Genomic DNA, 20920 nt, shown 5'->3' on the forward strand with positions numbered 1-20920 from the left:
CGTGGCTAGTGCGCGGCCTCGTCGACCACGCCGGTCAGCCATCCGGCGACCTGTTCGTATTCGCAGCGCACGCGCCCGGCCGGGACGGCGGGCAGCTCGCGCGGGGAGTGTGAATCGCAGAAGACGAAGTCGAAGTCCGGCCACCATTTCTTGGGCCGCGCGGCCTCCGTGCGACCGCAGACCGCGCAGGTCAGGTGCACCCACACGGCGCGCTTGCCCTGGCGGTTCTCCCGCGACTGGATGAGCCATTGCGGCGGAGTCGCCTGCAGTTCGGCCAGCTCCGCTTCGGATAGGCGGGACGGGATCCCGTGCTTGGTGGCCATCTCCAGGGGGATGTCCAGGGCGATCGCGGCGTCTCGTCTACTCATCATGGCCCTCCCACTGTAGGCCATGGCCGGGTGCACGCCCGGGCCGCCGATAGGGTGGATATGCCCGAGTCCAGCCGTCGCGAGGTGTCCACACCATGTCGTCCATCCGCCCCCAACCGATCATCCTGTACGTCGTGCTGGCCTATGCGCTGGCCTGGCTGGTGGCGTTGCCGTTGTGGATCGGCGGCCAGGGGCTCGGCGATCCGCTGTTCACCGTCTACGCCCTGGTGATGATGTTCACGCCCACCGTCGCCGCCGTGCTGGCCACCCGGTTCGCCGAAAGACCGGGGAACCGTCCCGGCGGCCCGGGCATCGCCCGCAGCCTGGGGTTGTGGCCGCTGAAGCCGGTGGGCCCGTTCATCGCGTTCCTGGCCGCCGGCCTGCTGCTGCCGATCCTGCTGGTGCTGGGTGGGCTGTTGCTCGGCGCTGCGCTGGGTCTCTACCCGGCGGACTTCGCGAACCTGACCGCCCTGCGCGCGATCATGGCCCAGCAGGCACCACAGGCCGCGGCGCAGCTGGACGCCCTGCCCGCGGGGCTGCTCATCGCCGGACAGCTGTTCAACGTGCTCATCGGCTCGGTCATCAACCTGGTTCCCGCCCTCGGCGAGGAAATCGGCTGGCGCGGCTGGCTCGTGTCCCGGCTCGAACCGCTGGGCAAGACCGCCACCGTCCTGGTCTCCGGGGTCGTGTGGGGTCTGTGGCACGCCCCGCTGATCCTGCTCGGCTACAACTACCCCGGCGTGCCCGGTTGGCTGGGGCTGCTGGCGATGACCGGCATGACGATCAGCTTCGGCGCCGTCTTCGCCTGGCTACGCCTGGCCTCGGGAAGCGTCTGGCCCGCGGCACTGGCCCACGGCGCCCTGAACGCCGCGGCCGGGCTGTTCCTGGTCTTCGCCGCGACCACCGAGCTGGACATGCTCGTCGTCGCCCCGCTGGGCTGGACCGGGTGGATCCTGCCCATCGTTTTGGCAGCGGTGCTGCTCTGGAAGCTTCCGCGGCGCAGCACACACGCCGCGTAACACCGCCGGGCATCGGCAGACCCACCCGTAGGATGGAAATCATGAGCAACGAGCCGGACCCCCAGCCCCCCGTGGACGAGGATTACGACCCCACCGCATCCTCCCTGGCCGGGAGCGTCGACCCCGCCGTCATGCACGAACTGCTCGATGTGCGCGGCAGCATCGACAACATCGACGCCACCCTGATCTACCTGCTGGCCGAACGGTTCAAGGCCACCCAGAAGGTCGGGCACCTCAAGGCCGAGCACCAGCTGCCGCCGGCGGACCCAAACCGCGAAACCGCCCAGATCGCCCGGCTGCGCCGGCTGGCCGCCGAGGCGCACCTGGACCCGGCGTTCGCCGAGAAGTTCCTGAACTTCGTCATCGACGAGGTCATCCGCCACCACCAGGCGATCTCGGCCTCGCGCCAGCCCGAGGGAGGCGACGCACGCTGAGCAGCGTCCGCGCCACCGGCCAGGGCCCGCTGCCGGGTACCGATCCGCTCGAGGCCGCCCGCATCATCCGCGGCGAACTCGGCGACCCGCACCTGCCGCACCTGGTCCAGCTTCCCGGCCGGGGCGTCGGATCCGACGCCGTCGGCCGCACCATCGCGCTGCTCACCGAGCTCTACGCCGACGTCCAACCGCACGGCTGGCGGCTCACCGAACGCCCCGGCCTCGACCACCGGCGTGCAGCGTCCGCCCTCTCCGGCGACCTGGGCGTCCTCGCCGACGTGATCGGCGAGGCCGGCACCGCCGCCGGACCCCTCAAGGTCCAGCTGCGCGGCCCGCTCTCGCTGGCCGCCGGCGTCTCCCTGCACCACGGGGAAAAGATCCTGTCCGACGCCGGTGCCCGCCGCGATCTCGCCGCATCCCTGGCGGACGGGGCAGCCGGGCACCTGCGCGACGTCCGGCGCGTGACCGGCGCCGGGCCGTTGACCGTCATCGTGGAGGAACCCGAGGCCGCCGCCGTCCTGGGTGGCGCCGTCCCCACGGCCAGCGGCTACCGCACCCTGCGGGCCATGCCCCGGCACGAGGCCACCGGCCACTGGTCGGACCTCGTCCGGGGGCTGCGGGCTGCGGGGGCCGAAACGGTCGTGTTGTCCCCGGGACCCGGTTTCCCGTCCGCACCCACAACCGGTGGCACCACCTGGCGCGACCTCGTCGACGACGCCATGGCGGCCGGCTTCGACACGCTTGTGCTCGGTGCCGGGGCGGGCATGGGTGCCTGGGAGCGGATGGCAGAACTCGTCGACCAGGGCGGCCAGCTGTGGCTGGAGGCCCTGGATCCCTCGGACGACCTGCCCGGCGTCACCGCGGCGGTGCAGCGGATCCACCGGCCCCTGCAGATGATCGGGGTTCCCGACGCCCAACTCGGGGCACTGACGTTGATGCCGGCCCCCGGCCTGGAACACACCACCCCGGACACCGTCCGCCGCGTCCTGCATCGCCTCACGCAGATGGCAGACGCCCTGGACCAGCTGCGCGTCGGCGGCTAGGAACCGGCCCGGACCCCCAGCAGCGCCAGCGTCTGCCGGGCGCACAGCTGCTGGTGCCGACGCAGGTCCGGACTCGTCGGGATCGGCTCCCGGTCACCGGCCTCGGCGTAGTAGATGAACACCGCCGCCAGCCAGGTGTCGACGTCCGCGCCCTCCACGTCCCGGGTCAACTCCCAGCCGGTGATCCGGTCCAGCGGCAGGCCGTCATCGTGCAAGGCGGGCCACTGGATCACCCAGTCGGCCCAGCCGGGGCCCAGCGCCAGGTAGTTCCAGTCGCAGATCCAGGCGGTTCCAGCGGGGAAACCCTCCACCGGATCCGCGGCGATGACGACGTTGTCGGCACGCAGGTCGTTGTTCAGCGGCGTCGTGCCGGCCAGTGCGGTGCCCGCACGGGCGGCCGCGGCCAGGATCCACTCGGCCAGTGCGTCGCCGTCCACGCCGCGGAACCACGTCGGCAGGAAGTCCGGGCGGCATCCGGGGCCGATCACCGCGTGCCCGCCGTCCAGTCCAGCGAGGAACGCCGTCCACTGCCCGGCGAGGGTGCCGGGGAACCCCAGCGTGTGCGGTGCCGCGGTGGCCAGGACGGAGTTGGCCAGGAGCGCGGAGTCGTGCACCGCCCGGGCATCCACCAGCGTCCAGGGCGAACCGGGCATGCGGCCGGCCACCGGCGTCGTGGCGAAGAGCCGCCACCCCTCGACGACACGGTGCTCGAGCAGGGCGGGGATCGGAGCCCCGGACGGCAAGGCCGCGAGCACCCCGGCCTCGCGTTCGTAGGCCGGGGCGATGTCCCGGTCGGCGAGGGCGATGGCCTTCACGAAGAGCGGGCGCGGGCCCCCGATGAGTGCGGCGAAACCGTGGGTGAACCCGCCTCCGGCGATGCGGACCCCCTCGACGCGTCCCCCGGCCCAGCCCCTGATGGTGGCCTGCACCCCGGCCGGCAGGTCCTCCAGGTCCGGGCGCCGCGCCGTGGCCGCGTAATCGATGGCGAACCCGCCGGGAGCCGCAGCGGGCGGGTCGCCGACCTTGCCGTGTTCCATGTTGTGCACCATTCTGGGACAGGGTCCACCGGCCCGCCGACAGACCGAAGACCGCAGACCGAACCGAGGGAAACCACCATGGCCGACGTCGTCCTATTCCACCACGTGCTCGGGCTGACCCCGGGGATCGAGGCATTCGCCGAGCTGCTGCGCGCCGGCGGACACACCGTGCACACGCCCGACCTGTTCGAGGGCGCCCGGTTCGACACCATCGAGGCCGGCGTCCGCCACGCCTCCACCGAGATCGGCTTCGACGAGGTCATCGACCGCGGCGCCCGGGCCGTGGAGGGCCTCGGCGCCGAGCTGGTCTACGCCGGGTACTCCATGGGGGTGCTTCCGGCCCAGAAGCTCGCCCAGACCCGTCCCGGCGCGGCCGGCGCCCTGTTCATCGCCTCCTGCGTACCGGTCACCGAGTTCTCCGCCACCTGGCCCGACGGCGTTCCCGTGCAGATCCACGCCACCGAAACCGACCCGGAATTCGTGGACTCGGGCGACATCGACGCGGCCCGCGAACTCATCGGGCAGGCAGCCCAGGGCGAGATGTTCCTCTACCCGGGGGGTGCGCACTTCTTTGCGGACTCCTCCACGCCGGAGTACGACGCCGGGGCCACCGATGAGATGCTGGCCCGGGTCCTGCAATTCCTCGGCTCCCACTGATCCGCAGGGCCGGGGGCCGGCGGGCCGCGGCACGGCGCTCAGAGCCGGCCGGTCGCCTTGAGCCGGATGTAGGTGTCCGCCAGCACCGGGGGCAGCTCAAGCGGTGCGGCGTCCACCACTTCGGCGCCCACGGCCCGCAACTGGTCCTTCAGCGCCTCGCGCTGTTGCAGCGTCCGGGCCGCCGCGGCGGCCCGGTACACGGCGGCGGTGTCGGAGACATCGGCGGCCAACACGTCCAGTTCCGGGTCCCGGACCGCGGCGATGACCACCACGTGCTGGGACGTGAGTGCCGGCAGGATCGGCAGCAGGCCCTCCTCGACGGCCCCGGAATCCAGTGCGGTCAGCAGCACCAGCAGCGAACGGTGCGAGGAGATCGCCCGCACCTGGGCCGGCAGCCCGGAGAAGTCCGCCTCGATCAGCTCCGGCTCCAGCGGGGCCATCGACTCGACCAGCTGGGTGAGCATGACGCCCTTGGAGGCCGACTCGACCCGTGCCCGGGGCCGGCGGTCATAGGCCAAAAAGTCCACCCGGTCCCCGCCCCGCTCGGCCAGCACCGCCAGCAGCAGCGAGGCCTCGATCCCCGTGTCCAGGCGCGGCTCGTCGGCGATCCGTGCCGCTGAGGTACGCGAGGTGTCCAGCACGATCACCACCCGCCGGTCGCGTTCGGGCCGCCACGTCCGCACCACGACGTTCTGCCGGCGCGCGGTGGCCCGCCAGTCGATGGAGCGCACATCATCCCCGCGGACGTAGTCGCGCAGCGAATCGAATTCGGTGCCGGCCCCGCGGACCTGGATCGCGGCCCGGCCGTCGAGTTCGCGCAGCCGCTGCAGCTTGGAGGGCAGGTGGCGTTTGGCATGGAAGGGCGGCAACACCCGCACCGCGCCCGGGCTGGGGTGGGTGAGCTGGCGGGAGGCCAGGCCCAGCGGCCCCGCGGAGCGGAGCGTGGTGTGGTGTACGGACAGGTCCCCGCGGCGCACCGGGAGCAGGCCGATGGCGAAGCCGCGCCGCTCCCCGGGCGGCAGGTCCAGGGCGAACCGGGTGCCGGTGGCCCCGGCCGAGGGCTGCCAGCCATCTCGCACCCGGCCGCGCAGGCGCCGGGATCCCGTGTTGCGCAGGTACAGGTGTGCCGTGGCCGGTTCCCCCAGCCGGACGCTGCGCGGAATGGCGCGCTCGATGACCACGCTGCGCGGGGAGGCGGCGAGCAGGACGTCGAGCCCGGCGGCGGCCAGCAGCACGAAAAGCGTGGCGGCGATCGTCGCGCCGCCGGGCCAGAGGATGACGGGGAGCAGCCCGGCCAGGGCCAGCCAGACGAATCGTCGGTGCAGGGCCATGCCGGCCTAGCGGGGGACCGGCACGGTGGCCAGGATCGACTGCAGCACGTCGTCGGCGCCGACCCCGTCCATCTGGGCCTCCGGGCGCAGGGACACGCGGTGGCGCAGGCACGGCAGCGTGAGGACCTTGACGTCATCCGGTGCCACGAAGTCCCGGCCCGACAGCCACGCCCACGCCCGGGCCGTGTTCAGCAGGGCGGTCGCCCCGCGCGGGGAGACGCCGAGCTGGAAGCTCGGTGCATTGCGGGTGGCCCGCACGATGTCGACGATGTAGCCGATGACCTCGGGGGAGACCGTCACCGTGGCGACCGCGGCCCGCGCGGCATCCAGGTCGGCGGCGTCCGCGACCGCGGTGACGCCGGCGGCGGCGAGGTCCCGCGGATCGAACCCGGCACCGTGGCGGCGGATGATCTCGATCTCGTCGTCCCGCTCCGGCAGGTCCATGGTCAGCTTCAGCAGGAACCGGTCCAACTGCGCCTCGGGCAGCGGATACGTGCCCTCGTATTCCACCGGGTTCTGCGTGGCGGCCACGATGAACGGTTGCGGCAGCGGGCGGGACACCCCGTCGACGCTGACCTGGCGCTCCTCCATGGCCTCGAGCAGCGAGGCCTGCGTCTTCGGCGGCGTCCGGTTGATCTCGTCGGCGAGCAGGATGTTGGTGAACACCGGCCCCTCGCGGAAGCTGAAATCGGCGGTGCCCGTGTCGTAGACGAGCGAACCGGTCACGTCCCCGGGCATCAGGTCGGGGGTGAACTGGACCCGCTTGGTGTCCAGGTCCAGGGCCGCCGAGAGGGTGCGCACCATCAGGGTCTTCGCGACGCCGGGGACTCCTTCCAGCAGCACGTGGCCCTGCGCGAGCAGGGCGATCAGCAGCCCCGTGACCGTGGCGTCCTGGCCGACGACGGCCTTGGACACCTCATGGCGCACATCGAGCAGTGCCTGGCGGACCGCATCGGCCTCTTTGACTTGTTCGCTCACGGGATACCGATCTCCTTTTCGACGGTGTGCAGTTCCTGGGCCCACGCGACCAGGGCGGCCTCGCTGGCCACCTGGTCCGGGAAGTAGAGGCGCCGCAGCCGCGTGCCGGAAATCCCGGACTCCTTGGCGGCGGTGGCGACGATGGAATCGGCGCTGCTGCCGTGCCCCAGCCGCAGGTGGGCGGCCAGCCGGCCCAACGAGGCCGAACGCAGCGCCGCGACGGCGGCGTCGACGGCGTGGCCATCGCGGTACAGCCGGGCCCGGCCCTCGGCGGTCTCGGACGCGGGCACGGTGACGGGCAGCGGCTCGGGCACCAGCGGCCCATCGCGGCGGGCGCGCCAGCAGATGGCCAGCACCCCGAAGACCATCAACCAGGCCAGGGCGGGGGAGACCCAGTCCGGGAGCAGCTCGAACGGGTTTGCCGCCGGGCCGGTGGAGACGTGGTCGGCGATGGTCGGCTGGTACCACACGAGGGTGGGTTCGGCGCCGAGCGTCCGCAGGGCCAGGGGCGCATGGTCGAAGGCCAGCACCTGCCCGTTGGCGAGGTAGTCGGGGTTGCCGAGCACCGTCGTCGTGCCCTCGACGGCGTAGCCGTAGGCGGGCCCGGCGGAGGTCGCGTAGGCGAAGCAGCCGGTGGCGGCCCGGTACATCTTCCCGCCGGCGGCCGCGTTGCGGGTCTGGGCTGCGGCACCCAGTGCGCAGCCGGACTCCACGGGGGAGCCGGCGTCCTCGGGGACGACGCCGGCCGGGTGGATGCCGGGGGCAAAGGCGCGCAGCTGGGGGCTTCCCGGGCTGACGAGCACCGTGCGCTGCGAGGCCCGGGCCAGTTCGGCGAGCTGGCCGCGCCCCAGGTAGGCCTGCGGGTCGTGCAGCAGCAGGGTCGCATGGCCGCCGGAAGCCGCCAGGGCGGCCAGAGCGGCATCCAGGTCCTGGGGTTGCCCGACGGCGACCCCGTGGTCCGCGAGGACCCGGGCGACCGCCTGGCCGCCGTCGGGGGCAGGGTTCCGCGGGCTCAGGGCCCGGCCGTCGTCGGCCCCCTGGGCCAGGGCGTAGTAGAGCGCTGCGAGCCCGACCAGCACGGCGATCACGACCCAGAGCCGTGCCGCCCGCCAGCGGCGGCGCCATGTCGAGCCGGCACTGGCCGGCGGGGCAGCCAGCTGCAGGCGTTCGCCGTCGGAGAGCCGCGTCATCGGGGGACCGCCAGCGGCGCGTCGTCCGCGCCCGTGGTCGGTGCGGCCATGGAGAGCCGTTCCTCGAGGGCGGCGAGCCAGCGGGCGTCGGCCGCCGTCGGTTCGTGGTGCCCGTAGTGCACCGCGTTGAACAGTGTTCCCGCCCGCACCAGCTCGGCGGAGGCGTCGCCGAAGGACCGGCCCAGGGCCAGGGCGACCTCGGTGGCGGTGCGGCCCGGTTGGGGGTCCAACAGGGTGCGTTCCTCCGCGCGTGCGACGAGGGCGCGGAAGCGTTCGAGAACTGCGGTGGCGTGGTCAGCCGAGAGCAGCGCGCGATCGGCCCGCCGGCGGTACCCGGCGGCGTCGAGTGCGGCGTCGAGCCCCACCGGGGCCCCCACCGGCGCGGCGGCGGCGGCCCGGCGGCGCAGCCGGGGCCTGACGAAGACCACGACGACGGCGATGGCGGCTGCCAGGACCAGCAGGACCACCAGCCAGCCCAGGTTCGGGGCCAGCGCGTTCAGCGAATCCACCCAGGCCAGGAAATCCGCCCAGAGCCGGCCCAGGAACTGAAGGATCGGGTTCGGGATGGCCTGGGCGTATTCGCGGCGGGCCAGCTCACGGGCCAGGTCGCGGGTGGCCGCATCGCGGTCCGGGTCGTAGACCGGGGCGTTCACCAAGCCGGGGACGGGGAAGGGCATCCGATCAGCGGGGCCCGGGGGCGCCGGCGTCGTACCCGGACGGACCGGTCCGGTCCAGCCCCGGGATCGGGGCGTCGATGCCGGTGTCGAATTCGCGCAGCAGGGCCATGTCGAATCCGTCGCGGCGGATCCTCAGGTCCGTGTACAGCAGGGTGGTCACCGCGCACTGGTAGGCGAATCCCAGACCCGTGGCCAGGGCGGTCAGGATGGTCGTGATGAAGCTGAACTTGACCAGGAAGTCCATCAGGGCGCCGGGGTCCTCGGGCGACATGAAGCCGCCGATCATCCCGCCGGCCAGGCTCAGCGGCGAGGTGATCAGGCTGGTGACCACCCCGACGATGATCCCGGTCAGCAGCACGATGCCGAAGCACCGCCACCAGGAGGACCTGACCAGGGTGAAGGAGCGGGCCAGCGCGCGGCGCACGGTCAGGTCCTCGGCGACCACTGCGTGTGCCGTGAATGTGATCCGGACGCCGATCCACACGGCGGCCCCGAAGGCCAGGACCAGGACGATGGCCGCGGTGGTGAAGGCGGCGCCCGTGCTGGAGTTCAGGGCCACCAGGGTGATGATGCCGGCGCAGAGCAGCAGCGTGGCCAGCCCGGCGCCCAGGTAGAGCAGGGCCACGAGCAGCAGGCGTCCGATGGAGGGGCGCAGGATCCGCAGCGCCTCGCCGAACCGGGTCTTGCGGTTCAGCACGGCCCGTAGCACCGGGACGGTGACGGCCCCCTGCACGATGACCAGGAGGAAAACGGAGACCAGGGCGGCGAGCAGGCTGCCGCCGACCAGGGTGGCCAGCGAGCCGGCCAGGGCGCCGAAGTCGGGGTCGGCGCCCGCCAGGACGCCGGGGGTGCCGACGACCGCGAACAGGGGGAGCGTCACCAGCGCGGTCACGACGCCGACGAAGAGCTGGACGATCACCGACAGGCCCAGCGTGGCGCCGGCGTTGCGGCGGATCGCCTGGAACGAGCCGTCGAGCAGGTCGCCGATGCCCAGGGGGCGCAGCGGGACGACCCCCGGCTTGGGAGGCGGTGCGTACCCCCGGGGGGCGGCCGGCATCCCCGGTGGGAGCCCGCGGCCCGGTGGCATCCCCGGTCCGCCCGATGCCGACGGCGCGCCCCAGGCGCCGGATGGAGGGGCGCCCCAGCCCTGCGGGGCCGGGGCCTGCGGACCGGGGGAGGCCGGGGGCGCGAATCCCCCGGGCACCGGGCCGGGTGCTGCGGGTTGGCCGCGACCGGCCGACGGGTCGGCGCCTTCCCCGGCGGGGGGTTCGGGCCGGTGGTCCGGGTGGTCCGGGTCGTCGGTCATGGCGGTTGGTGCCCCTTGTATCGCGTCGGTGTCCAAACCAGCCTAGCCGGATGCGGTGTGCCGCAGGTGGTGGGCGCACCGGTGCCCCCTATAGTGGACTGCAGGAATGTTGGACACCGGCGAGACGCATGAACGGAAAAGGGGTGCCATGAAGGCCAGAGTTTTGGTGGTCGACGACGACGAGGCGCTGGCCGAGATGATCGGCATCGTGCTGCGGAACGACGACTTTGATCCGGTCTTCTGCTACGACGGCGCCCAGGCGCTGGATACGTTCCGCGAGGTCAAGCCCGATCTGGTCCTGCTGGACCTGATGCTTCCGGGGATGGACGGGATCGAGGTCTGCCGGTTGATCCGTGCCGAGGCGGATATCCCGATCGTCATGCTGACCGCGAAGTCGGATACCGCGGATGTCGTGCGCGGCCTGGAATCGGGGGCCGACGACTACGTGCCGAAGCCCTTCAAGCCGGCCGAGCTCATCGCACGGGTCCGCGCCCGGCTGCGGCCGGGGGAGAAGCACGCCCCGGAGACGCTGAAGATCGCCGACCTGGTCATCGATGTGGCCGGGCACTCGGTGACGCGCGGTGGCGAGATGATTTCCCTGACGCCGCTGGAATTCGATCTGCTCGTCGCCCTGGCCCGCAAGCCCTGGCAGGTCTTCACGCGCGAGCTGCTGCTCGAACAGGTCTGGGGCTACCGCCATGCCGCCGACACGCGGCTGGTCAACGTCCATGTGCAGCGGCTGCGCTCCAAGGTCGAAACGGATCCGGAAAACCCCGAAGTGGTCCTCACCGTCCGCGGCGTCGGGTACAAGGCCGGCCAAGGCTGAGCATGGAGACCTCCGCCGCTGCGGCACCGGCGGCGGAACCGTCCGGGGAGCCGCCTCCGCCCCGCCCCCCGGGCGTGCGTACGTTCCTCGAACGCGGCGCTGCACGTTGGCGCAGGCTGGTCACCGCGTGGCGGCGTTCCCTGCAGTTGCGGGCCGTGGCCACCACCGTGCTGCTCTCGGCCCTGGCCATGCTCGGGGCCGGGATCTTCCTGTCGAACCAGATCGCCGACGGACTGTTCCAGGAACGGTTCGGCCAGGTCCAGGAGGAATCGGTCCGCGGCCTGAACCAGGTCAAGTCGAACTTCGAGTCGGCGGCCACCACCGACCGCTCCAGCACCGTCGCGTTCGTCAACGACACCCTCAAGCTCGTCGAGGGCGACGGGGCCAGCGTCCAACGCGACTTCATCCTGACGCCGCTGCCGTCCTCGGAGAACATCTACGTCACCAACACCGCCAGCGGCGGGCTGACCACTGCGGTGATCCCCGATTCGCTGTCCGTCACGGTGCGCGACAACCCCGGGGTCTATTGGGAATCGATCAGCTTCCCGCACGCCACCTACGACTCGCCCGGGCTGGCCTTCGGCACGAAGGTCCAGCTCCCGCCGGGCCGCGAATACGCGCTCTACCTGGTCTACGACCTGGAGTCGGTGCAGCAGACGCTGGATTTCATCCACCGCGTGCTGGCGATCGGCGGCATCCTGCTGCTCTGCGTCACCGGCGGGATCGCCTGGTACACCACCCGGCTGGTCGTGCGCCCGGTCTCCAACGCGGCGATGGTCTCCGAGAAGCTGGCCGCCGGCGAGTTGCAGGAACGACTGGAGGTCCACGGCGAGGACGAGATCGCCCGCCTCGGGACGTCCTTCAACCGGATGGCCACGTCCCTGCAGGACCAGATCACCCAGCTGGCCACGCTCTCGCAGATGCAGCAGCGGTTCGTCTCCGATGTCTCCCATGAGCTGCGCACCCCGCTGACCACCGTGCGCATGGCCGCCGAGGTCCTGCACGACGCCCGGGAGGACTTCGACCCGATCAACCGGCGCTCGGCCGAACTGCTCTACAACCAGGTCGAGCGGTTCCAGACCCTGCTCAACGACCTGCTGGAGATCTCCCGCTTCGACGCCGGTGTCGCCGTGCTCGACGCCGATATCCTGGACCTGGTCCCGGTGGTCCGCCGCGTCGTGGAGACCGCCAGCCTGCACGCCGAGAACCTCGGGTCCGAGCTGCGCGTCCACGCCCCCGACGACGGATGCATGGTCGAGATGGATCCGCGGCGCATCGAACGCATCATCCGCAACCTGGTGATGAACGCCGTCGAACACGGCGAGGGCCAGCCGATCGACATCACCGTGGCGCAGGACGAGCACGCGGTCGCCGTCACCGTACGTGACCACGGCATCGGCATGGACCCGGAGGAGGCCGCACGGGTCTTCGACAGGTTCTGGCGCGGTGACCCCGCCCGCGCCCGCACGACCGGCGGCAGCGGGCTCGGCCTGTCCATCGCCACCGAGGACACCCGGCTCCACGGCGGGTGGCTCCAGGCGTGGGGCGAGAAGGGCGACGGCGCCTGCTTCCGGTTGACCCTGGCCCGCAACCTTGGCGATCCGGTCGGCTCCTCGCCGCTGCCACTGACACCGCACTCGCGCATGACCCTCGGGCAGGCCTTGAGCATCGAGGAGTCGAGCCCGCACACCGCCTCGTTGCCGACCTTGCCCTCCGGGGGGTTCGCCCTGCCCGGAAGCATCCTGCGTGCTGTCCCGCCGGCCGAACGAGCCGTCCCCGCGCGGGACGGCGGGGACGGCGAGGCGCTCCACGAGCTCGACGCCACGGCCGACGACGAACCGGAGACGGGGAACCAGGGAGGACGGCATGCCTAAGCCCATCGCACGGAACGACGGCGGGACCCGCACCCGGATGCTGGTGGCCGCGCTGGTGGCCGCCCTGCTGGTGCTCACCGGCTGCGCCTCCATCCCCAGCTCCGGGCCGGTGGGGACCAGTGCCCCGGAGGCCGCCGGCCAATCCGACTTCACCTACACCTTCGATCCGCCGGGTCCGTCCCAGGACGCCTCGCCGCAGCAGATCATTGAAGGGTTCATGCGGGCGGGCATCGCCCCGAAGGACGACTACAGCGTCGCCCGCGAATACCTCGCACCGGAGCTCTCGCGCGAATGGCGGGCTGCGGACCGGACGGTGGTCTACGCGTCCGAACCGAACATCGTGGAAAACGTCGAGGAGGGCAGCTACACCGTCGAGGTGGCGGCAACCTCCAGCATCGACGAACACGGGCTGCTCACCCGCAAGGAGGGGCAGTCCACGGTGTCGGCTGACATCAAGCTCGTGAAGGTCGACGGGCAATGGAGGCTTTCCAAGGTCCCCAACGGCACCATGATCGAGGAGGGCAACTTCGCCGTGCTCTTCTCGGCGTATCCGTTGTACTTTTACGACGCCACCAAGACGTACGCCATCGCCGACTACCGCTGGTTCGCCAAACGACAGGGCGTGCCGGCGACGATCGTCACGGCGCTGCTCTCCGGTCCGGCACCCTACCTGCGCAACGCCGTCACCAGCGCGTTCCCCGAGGGCAGCGCGCTGGCCCGCGCATCGGTTCCGGTGGACTCCCGCCGGGCCACGGTGGACCTGAACGTCTCGACCTTCGCGGATGCCACCGAGCTGCAGCGCCAGCAGATGCAGCAGCAGCTCGAACTGACACTGGGGCAGGTGCAGAACATCCGTTCGGTGTCCATGACCGTCGGCCAGCGTGCCGTCAGCCTGGGCAACGTGGCGGAGGGATTCGAGAAGGCGATCGTGGACGCTTCGGTGCCGAACACGCAGATCGCCATCGCGAAGCAGGCCCTGGTCTTCTACCAGGGCAACGGCGTCGTGCCCGTGGGCGGGGTCCAGGACATCTCGGCGTACAACCCGCGCGATCCCGCCATGGCACCGGCGGACAACCGCTATGCATTCCTCAACGGGAGCCGCACCAAGATGCTCACGGTCAACGAGGCGGGGGCCGCGCGGGTTGCCGTCACCGGAACGGACCTGCTGAGGCCGAGCATCGACATCCACGGCTGGACGTGGACCGTCGGCAACGACGGCCGCACCCGGGTGCGCGTCACTCCGTCCGACCCATCCAAGGACGGGTCCTCACGCCAAGTCAACTCGGGGTGGATGGGCAAGGCACAGGTGACGTCGCTGCGCGTCTCCCCGGATGGCGCCCGGGCATTGGTCGTGGCCACGGTCGACGGCAAGCCCGGCGTGTACATCACCGGGATCATCCGCGACAGCGAAGGCGTTCCGCGGGGTTTCACCGATCCACTGCACCTGGACGCGTCGGTCCCCGTGGAACAAGGGGTATGGAGCTCCTCGGACTCCGTCATCGTGATGAAGCCCAGCAATTCACAGGCCGTGCAGGCCGAGGAGATCTCGCTCAGCGGAACGGCAACGACCTTCGAACCCCTCTTGGGCATGACGAACATCTCCGCAGGCCCCGGCGACCAGCGGACGGTGTACGCCGAGACCCCCGACGGCGTCTATTCGCGGGTCTTCTCGACGTGGAAGAAGCGCGAGGGCCAGGCCACCCAGCTGGCCTACCCGGGGTAGCTCCGACACGACGACGGCGATGCCGCGGCAGCTGGTGGGGGCATGGGCCGGTCCACATCCCTGCACGTCGCCCTTCCCGGGCGCGGATCGGGCAGCGGATCATGGGCGCATGGAGTATCCTGGCTTGCCCGCGGGCCTGGCCCGGGCCCTGGACCGCATGGCGTTTGCCGCCTGGGTGTGCGGGCCCAGAGCCGCCCTTGCCGAACTGGCCACGGTGCTGGCCCCGAGCGACTGCGTCTTCTGCGAGGCCCCGGACGCGGTGCTATGCCCGGAGTGCCGGAGCGCCCTCCGGGCCGCGACGGTCCGGCCCTTCGAGGCCCAGGCCGGTGCCGAAGGACTGCCCCTGATGCCCGACGGGGAGCCGCTTCGCGTGGTGGCAGCCGGTGTCTACAGCCGCGAGGTCTCCGCCGCCGTGCTCTCCTTCAAGGACCGCCAACGTGTCTCGCTGGCCAGCGTGCTGGGTCCGGCGATGGCCGGTGCCATCCGCACCGCCGCCATGGCGCAACCCGGCCCGGTGGCTCTGGTTCCGGTTCCCTCAAGCCGAGCCGCCCGGGCCCGCCGGGGCTACGCGCCGGTGGACGTGCTGGTGGATTGGGTCGCACGGCGGGGGCTGCTGCCTGCCGGTGTCGTGGTCCTGCCCGCCTTGCGGGTGCTGCCCCGGCCGCCATGGGCCGCCACCGAACAGAAGTCCAAGGGCCGACGTGCACGGAGCACCGGTGCCGCGGCATTGGCCCTGCGTCACGGGCAGCGGGTGTCCGGGAGGCCGGTGCTGCTGGTCGACGATGTCCTGACCACCGGGTCGACGCTGGCGCGCGCCTACCGGATCCTCCAGCAGGATGGTGCACACGTCGAAGGGGCAGCCGTGCTGGCCGCAACGGCACCGCCCCGGCAGGACGACCCGGTCCCGAGCTCCCATCCGGAGGCGCGGGGGGCCGGCGACACGCCGGTCCCCCGGGCCGTCCGGGACAGGACCCGCGGTGCCCGGGCCGGTCTGCGTGAGCCGCTTCACAAAAAGGACGAGGGAAGGGCTTGATTATTGGGAGCCCTGGATTACGGTTGAGTATGGGCACCTCACCAAGAGGAGAAGAACCCATCTTCAGCGACTGGAAGGAGACACTTTCAGTCGCTGTCGTGTCACCCGAGGTCAGTAGGAGGACACCATGGAGATGAACATCACCGGGCGCAACGTGACGGTATCCGATCGGTTCCGCGAGTACGCGGACGAGAAGACTGACAAGATCGGACAGCTGGCGAGCAAGGTCCAGCGCCTCGACGTCAAGGTCACCAAGGAACCCAACGCCCGGCAGGCCGAGGCCCAGCTGACAGTGGAGATCAGCGTGGTGGGCAGCGGTCCGGCCATCCGTGCCGAGGCCAAGGCATCCGACAAATTCGCAGCCTTCGACACGGCGTTCACCAAGCTGCTCGAGCGGTTGCGCCGGGCCCGGGACCGCAGGAAGGTCCACCACGGCAGGCAGACCCCCCAGGCGGTCTTCCAAGCGACCTCCACGCTGGAGCCCGCCAGCAGCAGCATCCCGCTGCATGAGGAGACCCTGAACGAACAAGGGCGTGAGGCCGCGGAAAATGCGGCGGGCAGCCCCGTCGAAATCCGCCGCAAGGTATTCCCGTCCGAAACGATGAGTGTGGACGACGCCGTGGACCGGATGGAACTTGTTGGGCATCCCTTCTACCTGTTCGTCGACTCCGAGACCGGCGCGTCCTCCGTGGTGTACCGCCGCCAGCAATGGAACTACGGGGTCATCACCCTGGACGAAAACCACTCCGATGCGGAGACGGTGGAAACCCGCCACTACCGTGAGTCCCAGCCGGCGTCCTGAAGGGGCCCCTGGCCCTAGACTGGGCGCATGATCCAACGGATGACCCTGGCACAGGCACGACGCGTGGCGCTGGCCGCCCAGGGACTCCATGAGGCAAGGCCCACCGGCCCGGCGACAGCCCGGCGGGTGGGCCTCGCCTTTGACCGCCTCCACCTGCTCCAGATCGACTCCGTCAATGTGCTCAGCCGGGCGCACTACCTGCCGATCTTCGCGCGCGTCGGTCCCTATGACCGGGACATCCTCGACCGGATGGGCTCGCGATCGCCACGCCGCATGGTGGAGTACTGGGCGCACGAAGCAAGTTTCATCCGCCCCGGCCACTTCGCCGATCTGGTGCCCTGGCAGCGCCGCACCTGGATGGGCAGCTTCAGCGCGGAGCGACCGGAATTACGGGACCTGGCCGATCGAATCCTCGCACTCCTGGAGACATCGCGGCCGCTGACGGCACGCGATGTCGCTTCCCGGCTCGGACACCGCGAGGAGGTGGACCGTTCGAACTGGGGGTGGAACTGGTCCACGGTGAAGGAGGCCCTCGAAGCCCTGTTCGCCGGCGGCGAAGTCGGTGCCGCCGGGCGCACCGCCCAGTTCGAACGGCGCTATGCGCCCATCGCACGGGTGCTCCCGCCATCGGCGGTCCCTTCCGGGGACGACGATGCGGCGGCATCCGCCGAGCGGCTGGTGGAAACCGCGGCTCGGGCCCACGGCATCGGAACCGTGCGCTGCCTGGCCGACTACTTCCGCCTGCCCCTCCGCGCCGCCGGGCCTGCGGTGGACCGGCTAGTCGCTCGAGGCGTCCTCGAGCCCGTGGAAGTAACTGGTTGGCCGGGACGGCAGTACCTGCACGTCGGCGCCGCCCGGCCCCGCTTCGCCCGCGGGAGGGCGCTACTGAGCCCCTTTGACTCCCTGGTCTTCGAACGCCGGCGCGTCGAGGAACTCTTCGGCTTCCACTACCGTCTCGAGATCTACACGCCTGCCGCACAGCGCAGGTACGGCTACTACGTGCTGCCGTTCCTGCTGGGCGACCGGCTGGTCGCCCGGGTTGACCTGAAGGCGGACCGCGGCAACCGCAAGTTGGTGGTCCGCTCCAGCCATGGCGAGGTCGACGCGCCCGCCGCAACCGCGGTGGAATTGGCGGCCGAGCTGTGGCTCATGGCCCGCTGGCTCGGTCTGGAATCGGTTCAGGTCCATCCGGAGGGTAGCCTGTCCCTTGAACTGGCCCGCGCGGTGCGGACACGGTGCGGAGGAACCTAATCAGGCTCCCGAACGTGTCTCCCGTAGACTGGCCAAGCCAGAATTCCTGTGCCTGAGATTTGGAGCTACCACGTGGCATCACTGCTAGAACGCGTCCTGCGGACCGGCGACAAGAAGATCCTGAAGCGATTGCGCGGATACGCCGACGCGATCAACGTGCTTGAGGATGAATTCCGGGCCATGTCGGATGCGGATCTGCGGGCCGAGACGGAGGATTTCAAGAAACGCCACCAAGACGGTGAGCCCCTGGACTCCCTGCTGCCCGAGGCCTTCGCCGCCGTGCGCGAGGCCGCCGACCGCACCCTGGGCATGCGCCACTTCGACGTCCAGCTCATGGGCGGTGCTGCCCTGCACCTGGGTAACATCGCCGAGATGAAGACCGGTGAAGGCAAGACCCTCGTGGCGACCGGGCCGGCCTACCTGAACGCCATTTCCGGCAAGGGCGTCCACGTGGTCACCACCAACGACTACCTCGCGGAATACCAGTCGGACCTCATGGGGCGCGTGTTCCGCTTCCTGGGCATGACCACCGGCTGCATCCTGGCCAACCAGGATCCCGCGGTCCGCCGCAAGCAGTACGAGGCGGACATCACCTACGGGACCAACAACGAGTTCGGTTTCGACTACCTGCGCGACAACATGGCGTGGAGCAAGGACGAGCTCGTCCAGCGCGGCCACAACTTCGCGATCGTCGATGAGGTCGACTCCATCCTGATCGACGAGGCCAGGACCCCCCTCATCATCTCCGGGCAGGCCCAGGGCGATGTGAACCGCTGGTTCAGCGAGTTCGCCCGGCTGGTGACCAAGTTGGACCGCGAGGACGATTATGAGGTCGACGAGAAGAAGCGCACCGTCGGTGTCCTGGAGACAGGCATCGAGAAGGTCGAGGACCACCTCGGCATTCACAACCTGTACGAAGCGGCCAACACGCCCCTCATCGGGTTCCTGAACAACGCCATCAAGGCCAAGGAATTGTTCAAGAAGGACAAGGACTACGTCGTGATCAACGGCGAGGTCATGATCGTCGACGAACACACCGGTCGTACGCTGGCAGGCCGCCGTTACAACGAGGGCATGCACCAGGCGATCGAGGCGAAGGAAAACGTCGAGATCAAAGCCGAGAACCAGACGATGGCCACCGTCACCCTGCAGAACTACTTCCGCCTCTACGGGACCCTTTCGGGCATGACCGGCACCGCGCAGACCGAGGCCGCCGAGTTCATGGGCACCTACAAGCTCGGTGTCGTCGAGATCCCCACGAACAAGCCGATGCAGCGCAAGGACCAGTCCGACCTCATCTACAAGAACGAGATCTCCAAGTTCGACGCCGTCGCGCAGGACATCGTCGAGCGCCATGCCGCCGGGCAGCCGGTCCTCGTGGGTACGACCAGCGTCGAGAAGAGCGAATACCTCTCCCGCAAGCTGGCCCAGGAGGGCGTGCGCCACGAGGTCCTCAACGCGAAGCAGCACGCGCGTGAGGCGGCAGTCGTCGCGCAGGCGGGCAAAAAGGGCGCCGTCACCGTCGCCACCAACATGGCCGGCCGCGGTACCGACATCATGCTCGGCGGCAACGCCGAGTTCCTGGCCGTTGCCGCGATGGACCAGCGTGGTCTGGACCCCGAGCGTGACTCCGAGGAGTACGAACGTGTCTGGGACGACGTCTTTGCCAGCGCACGAGACCAGGTCAAGGCCGAATCCGAGGAGGTGCGCGGACTGGGTGGGCTGTATGTGCTCGGCACCGAGCGCCACGAATCCCGTCGGATCGACAACCAGCTGCGTGGCCGTTCCGGACGCCAGGGCGACCCGGGCGAGTCCCGCTTCTACCTGTCGATGACCGATGAGCTGATGCGCCGGTTCAATGCCAACGCCGCTCAGCGGATCATGAACAACCCGTCCATGCCCGACGATATGGCGCTGGAGTCCAAGATTGTCTCGAAGGCGATTGAGACGGCACAGGGCCAGGTGGAGTCGACCAACGCCGAGCAGCGCAAGAACGTGCTGAAGTACGACGACGTGATGAACCGCCAGCGTGAAGCCATCTACGGCGACCGCCGGCGGATCCTCGAGGGTGGCGACCTGCAGGAGCAGATCCAGCACTTCATGGAAGACGTGGTCAAGGCCATGGTGGCCGAGGCAACCAGCGAGGGCCACGGCGATGACTGGGACCTGAAGCAGCTGTGGACGAACCTCGGGCAGCTGTACCCGATCACGTTGACCATCGACGAGGTGTTGGAGGAGGGTGGCGGCCCCGGCCGGATTACCTCGGAGTTCCTGCAGGAGGAGATCCTCTCGGACGCACGCGTGCAGTACCAGGAACGCGAGCGGGCCATCGGGCCGGAGAACCTGCGCGAGCTCGAACGTCGGGTGGTGCTCAGCGTCATCGGCCGCAAGTGGCAGGAACACCTGTATGAGATGGACTATCTCAAGGAAGGCATCGGCCTGCGTGCGATGGCCCAGCGCGATCCGTTGGTCGAATACCAGCGGGAGGGGTTCGCGATGTTCCAGACCATCATGGAATCCATTCGCGAGGAGAGTGTCGGGTTCCTGTTCAACCTCGAGGTCGAGGTCGCCCAGCCGGCGCCCGTGTCGCTGCCCGGTGTCACCGACGCCCGGTCCACGACGACGACCCCGATCCTGAACACCCCGGGCCTGGAGGCCCCTGCACGCCCGGCGGCCCTGCAATACACCGCGCCGAGCGAGGATGGCGAGGCCGAATCGCGCGTGGAGCGAGGCGCCCCGGAGGATTCCAAGGCCGCGGGCAACCGGGCGGATCGTCGCTCGAAGAAGTCCAAGCGCCGCTAGCCGATCTCCAGTTCCACGACGCTCCAGTGTCCGTGCCGCCGCTCCAGCCGGAGCGCAGCGGCACGGACACGGTCGTTTTCGGCCACGACCAAGCTGGCCTCGTAGGCGCCGGGGGATACCTGGCACAACCGGGTGCGCCGGATGGTGGTGTTTCGGTGCAGGCGCTGGCCGTCGTCCGGCTGCGTGGCTGCCACCAGCGCCACCCGGCAGCGCAGTTTTTCGTATTGTTCTGCCTCGAGCCACCGGGCCAGCTGGTGGACCGGCCGGACGCCTGACATGGACTCGAAGGCCGCCAGGCCGACCATGCGCACGATGGTGTGGACGTGGGCCCGTTCCTCGCGCCGCTCGGATTCAACGGACTGGTGGATGGGGGGCTGGTGTCCCGTGGCGTCCGGGGTGGGAGCCGGTGAGCCGCCGGTCCGCGCGGGGGCGGAAGCTGGCAGCAGGTCGGCGAATTTGCGCACCGGCAAGGGGCGGATCAGGGGGACGATGGTGCGCCCGCTGGCTCCAAGGCCCGGTCCGGGCACGATGTTCGGAAGCTGTTCCTCGGGGCGTGCTGACTCGGTCAT

The 20920-nt window shown here is 70.5% G+C and carries 19 protein-coding genes; 11 read left to right on the plus strand and 8 right to left on the minus strand.

Going from position 1 to position 20920, the window contains the following annotated elements; genetic code table 11:
• Nucleotides 1-5: 5 nt before the first annotated feature.
• Nucleotides 6-371 (minus strand): hypothetical protein, encoded by a 366-nt coding sequence (locus tag AC1MEQ_RS18285; RefSeq protein ID WP_479792741.1) that lies wholly within the window; start codon nt 369-371, stop codon nt 6-8.
• A 92-nt stretch (nt 372-463) separates the two neighbouring features.
• Between AC1MEQ_RS18285 and AC1MEQ_RS18290 the strand changes: the two genes are divergently transcribed.
• From AC1MEQ_RS18290 to AC1MEQ_RS18300, 3 genes are all read left to right on the plus strand, one after another.
• Nucleotides 464-1387, plus strand: a complete 924-nt coding sequence (locus tag AC1MEQ_RS18290) for a CPBP family intramembrane glutamic endopeptidase (RefSeq protein ID WP_479792742.1) — start codon at nt 464-466, stop codon at nt 1385-1387.
• Between the two features lie 41 nt (nt 1388-1428).
• Complete coding sequence (locus tag AC1MEQ_RS18295) at nt 1429-1821, plus strand: chorismate mutase (RefSeq protein ID WP_479792743.1); 393 nt, start codon at nt 1429-1431, stop codon at nt 1819-1821.
• Nucleotides 1822-2099: 278 nt separating this feature from the next.
• Nucleotides 2100-2864, plus strand: coding sequence for a uroporphyrinogen decarboxylase/cobalamine-independent methonine synthase family protein (locus tag AC1MEQ_RS18300; protein ID WP_479792744.1), 765 nt, complete (start codon nt 2100-2102; stop codon nt 2862-2864).
• Here AC1MEQ_RS18300 and AC1MEQ_RS18305 read toward each other — a convergent pair.
• Nucleotides 2861-3901, minus strand: coding sequence for a phosphotransferase family protein (locus AC1MEQ_RS18305; RefSeq protein WP_479792745.1), 1041 nt, complete (start codon nt 3899-3901; stop codon nt 2861-2863). The genes AC1MEQ_RS18300 and AC1MEQ_RS18305 overlap by 4 nt on opposite strands.
• 78 nt (nt 3902-3979) lie before the next feature.
• Between AC1MEQ_RS18305 and AC1MEQ_RS18310 the strand changes: the two genes are divergently transcribed.
• Nucleotides 3980-4558, plus strand: coding sequence for a dienelactone hydrolase family protein (locus AC1MEQ_RS18310; RefSeq protein WP_479792746.1), 579 nt, complete (start codon nt 3980-3982; stop codon nt 4556-4558).
• A 38-nt stretch (nt 4559-4596) separates the two neighbouring features.
• Here the strand turns inward: AC1MEQ_RS18310 and AC1MEQ_RS18315 are convergent, their stop codons facing one another.
• Genes AC1MEQ_RS18315 through AC1MEQ_RS18335 form a run of 5 tightly spaced genes read right to left on the minus strand, consistent with a single transcriptional unit; the run spans nt 4597 to nt 10040 of the window.
• A complete protein-coding gene (locus tag AC1MEQ_RS18315; RefSeq protein ID WP_479792747.1) occupies nt 4597-5889 on the minus strand; it encodes a DUF58 domain-containing protein in 1293 nt (430 codons plus the stop codon).
• A gap of 6 nt (nt 5890-5895) precedes the next feature.
• On the minus strand, nt 5896-6867 hold the full coding sequence (locus AC1MEQ_RS18320; RefSeq protein WP_479792748.1) for an AAA family ATPase: 972 nt from the start codon (nt 6865-6867) through the stop codon (nt 5896-5898).
• Nucleotides 6864-8057 carry a DUF4350 domain-containing protein gene (locus AC1MEQ_RS18325; protein WP_479792749.1) on the minus strand — a complete coding sequence of 398 codons (1194 nt, stop codon included), beginning with the start codon at nt 8055-8057 and terminating at the stop codon, nt 6864-6866. Before AC1MEQ_RS18325 ends, AC1MEQ_RS18320 begins: the two co-directional genes overlap by 4 nt.
• Entirely contained in the window at nt 8054-8734 is a 681-nt protein-coding gene (locus AC1MEQ_RS18330; protein ID WP_479792750.1) for a DUF4129 domain-containing protein, read from the minus strand. Before AC1MEQ_RS18330 ends, AC1MEQ_RS18325 begins: the two co-directional genes overlap by 4 nt.
• 4 nt (nt 8735-8738) lie before the next feature.
• The gene (locus AC1MEQ_RS18335; RefSeq protein ID WP_479792751.1) at nt 8739-10040 is read right to left on the minus strand and encodes a DUF7847 domain-containing protein; all 1302 of its coding nucleotides are present in this window, start codon (nt 10038-10040) and stop codon (nt 8739-8741) included.
• A gap of 148 nt (nt 10041-10188) precedes the next feature.
• Between AC1MEQ_RS18335 and mtrA the strand changes: the two genes are divergently transcribed.
• The 7 genes from mtrA (at nt 10189) to secA (ending at nt 20351) form a co-directional block, all read left to right on the plus strand.
• Nucleotides 10189-10866, plus strand: coding sequence for an MtrAB system response regulator MtrA (mtrA, locus tag AC1MEQ_RS18340; RefSeq protein WP_479792752.1), 678 nt, complete (start codon nt 10189-10191; stop codon nt 10864-10866).
• Nucleotides 10867-10868: 2 nt separating this feature from the next.
• Nucleotides 10869-12740 (plus strand): MtrAB system histidine kinase MtrB, encoded by a 1872-nt coding sequence (gene mtrB / locus AC1MEQ_RS18345; RefSeq protein WP_479792753.1) that lies wholly within the window; start codon nt 10869-10871, stop codon nt 12738-12740.
• Complete coding sequence (locus AC1MEQ_RS18350) at nt 12733-14463, plus strand: LpqB family beta-propeller domain-containing protein (RefSeq protein WP_479792754.1); 1731 nt, start codon at nt 12733-12735, stop codon at nt 14461-14463. The genes mtrB and AC1MEQ_RS18350 overlap by 8 nt, the downstream gene beginning before the upstream one ends.
• Before the next feature lie 109 nt (nt 14464-14572).
• The gene (locus AC1MEQ_RS18355) at nt 14573-15496 is read left to right on the plus strand and encodes a ComF family protein (protein ID WP_479792755.1); all 924 of its coding nucleotides are present in this window, start codon (nt 14573-14575) and stop codon (nt 15494-15496) included.
• 127 nt (nt 15497-15623) lie between these two features.
• Nucleotides 15624-16298 (plus strand): ribosome hibernation-promoting factor, HPF/YfiA family, encoded by a 675-nt coding sequence (gene hpf / locus AC1MEQ_RS18360; protein ID WP_479792756.1) that lies wholly within the window; start codon nt 15624-15626, stop codon nt 16296-16298.
• Nucleotides 16299-16325: 27 nt separating this feature from the next.
• A complete protein-coding gene (locus tag AC1MEQ_RS18365; protein ID WP_479792757.1) occupies nt 16326-17549 on the plus strand; it encodes a winged helix-turn-helix domain-containing protein in 1224 nt (407 codons plus the stop codon).
• A 72-nt stretch (nt 17550-17621) separates the two neighbouring features.
• Nucleotides 17622-20351: a preprotein translocase subunit SecA gene (secA, locus tag AC1MEQ_RS18370; protein ID WP_479792758.1), complete on the plus strand. Its 2730-nt coding sequence runs from the start codon at nt 17622-17624 to the stop codon at nt 20349-20351.
• Here secA and AC1MEQ_RS18375 read toward each other — a convergent pair.
• Nucleotides 20348-20920: an Rv3235 family protein gene (locus AC1MEQ_RS18375; RefSeq protein WP_479792759.1), complete on the minus strand. Its 573-nt coding sequence runs from the start codon at nt 20918-20920 to the stop codon at nt 20348-20350. The genes secA and AC1MEQ_RS18375 overlap by 4 nt on opposite strands.

Source organism: Arthrobacter sp. ASL1 (assembly GCF_056680475.1).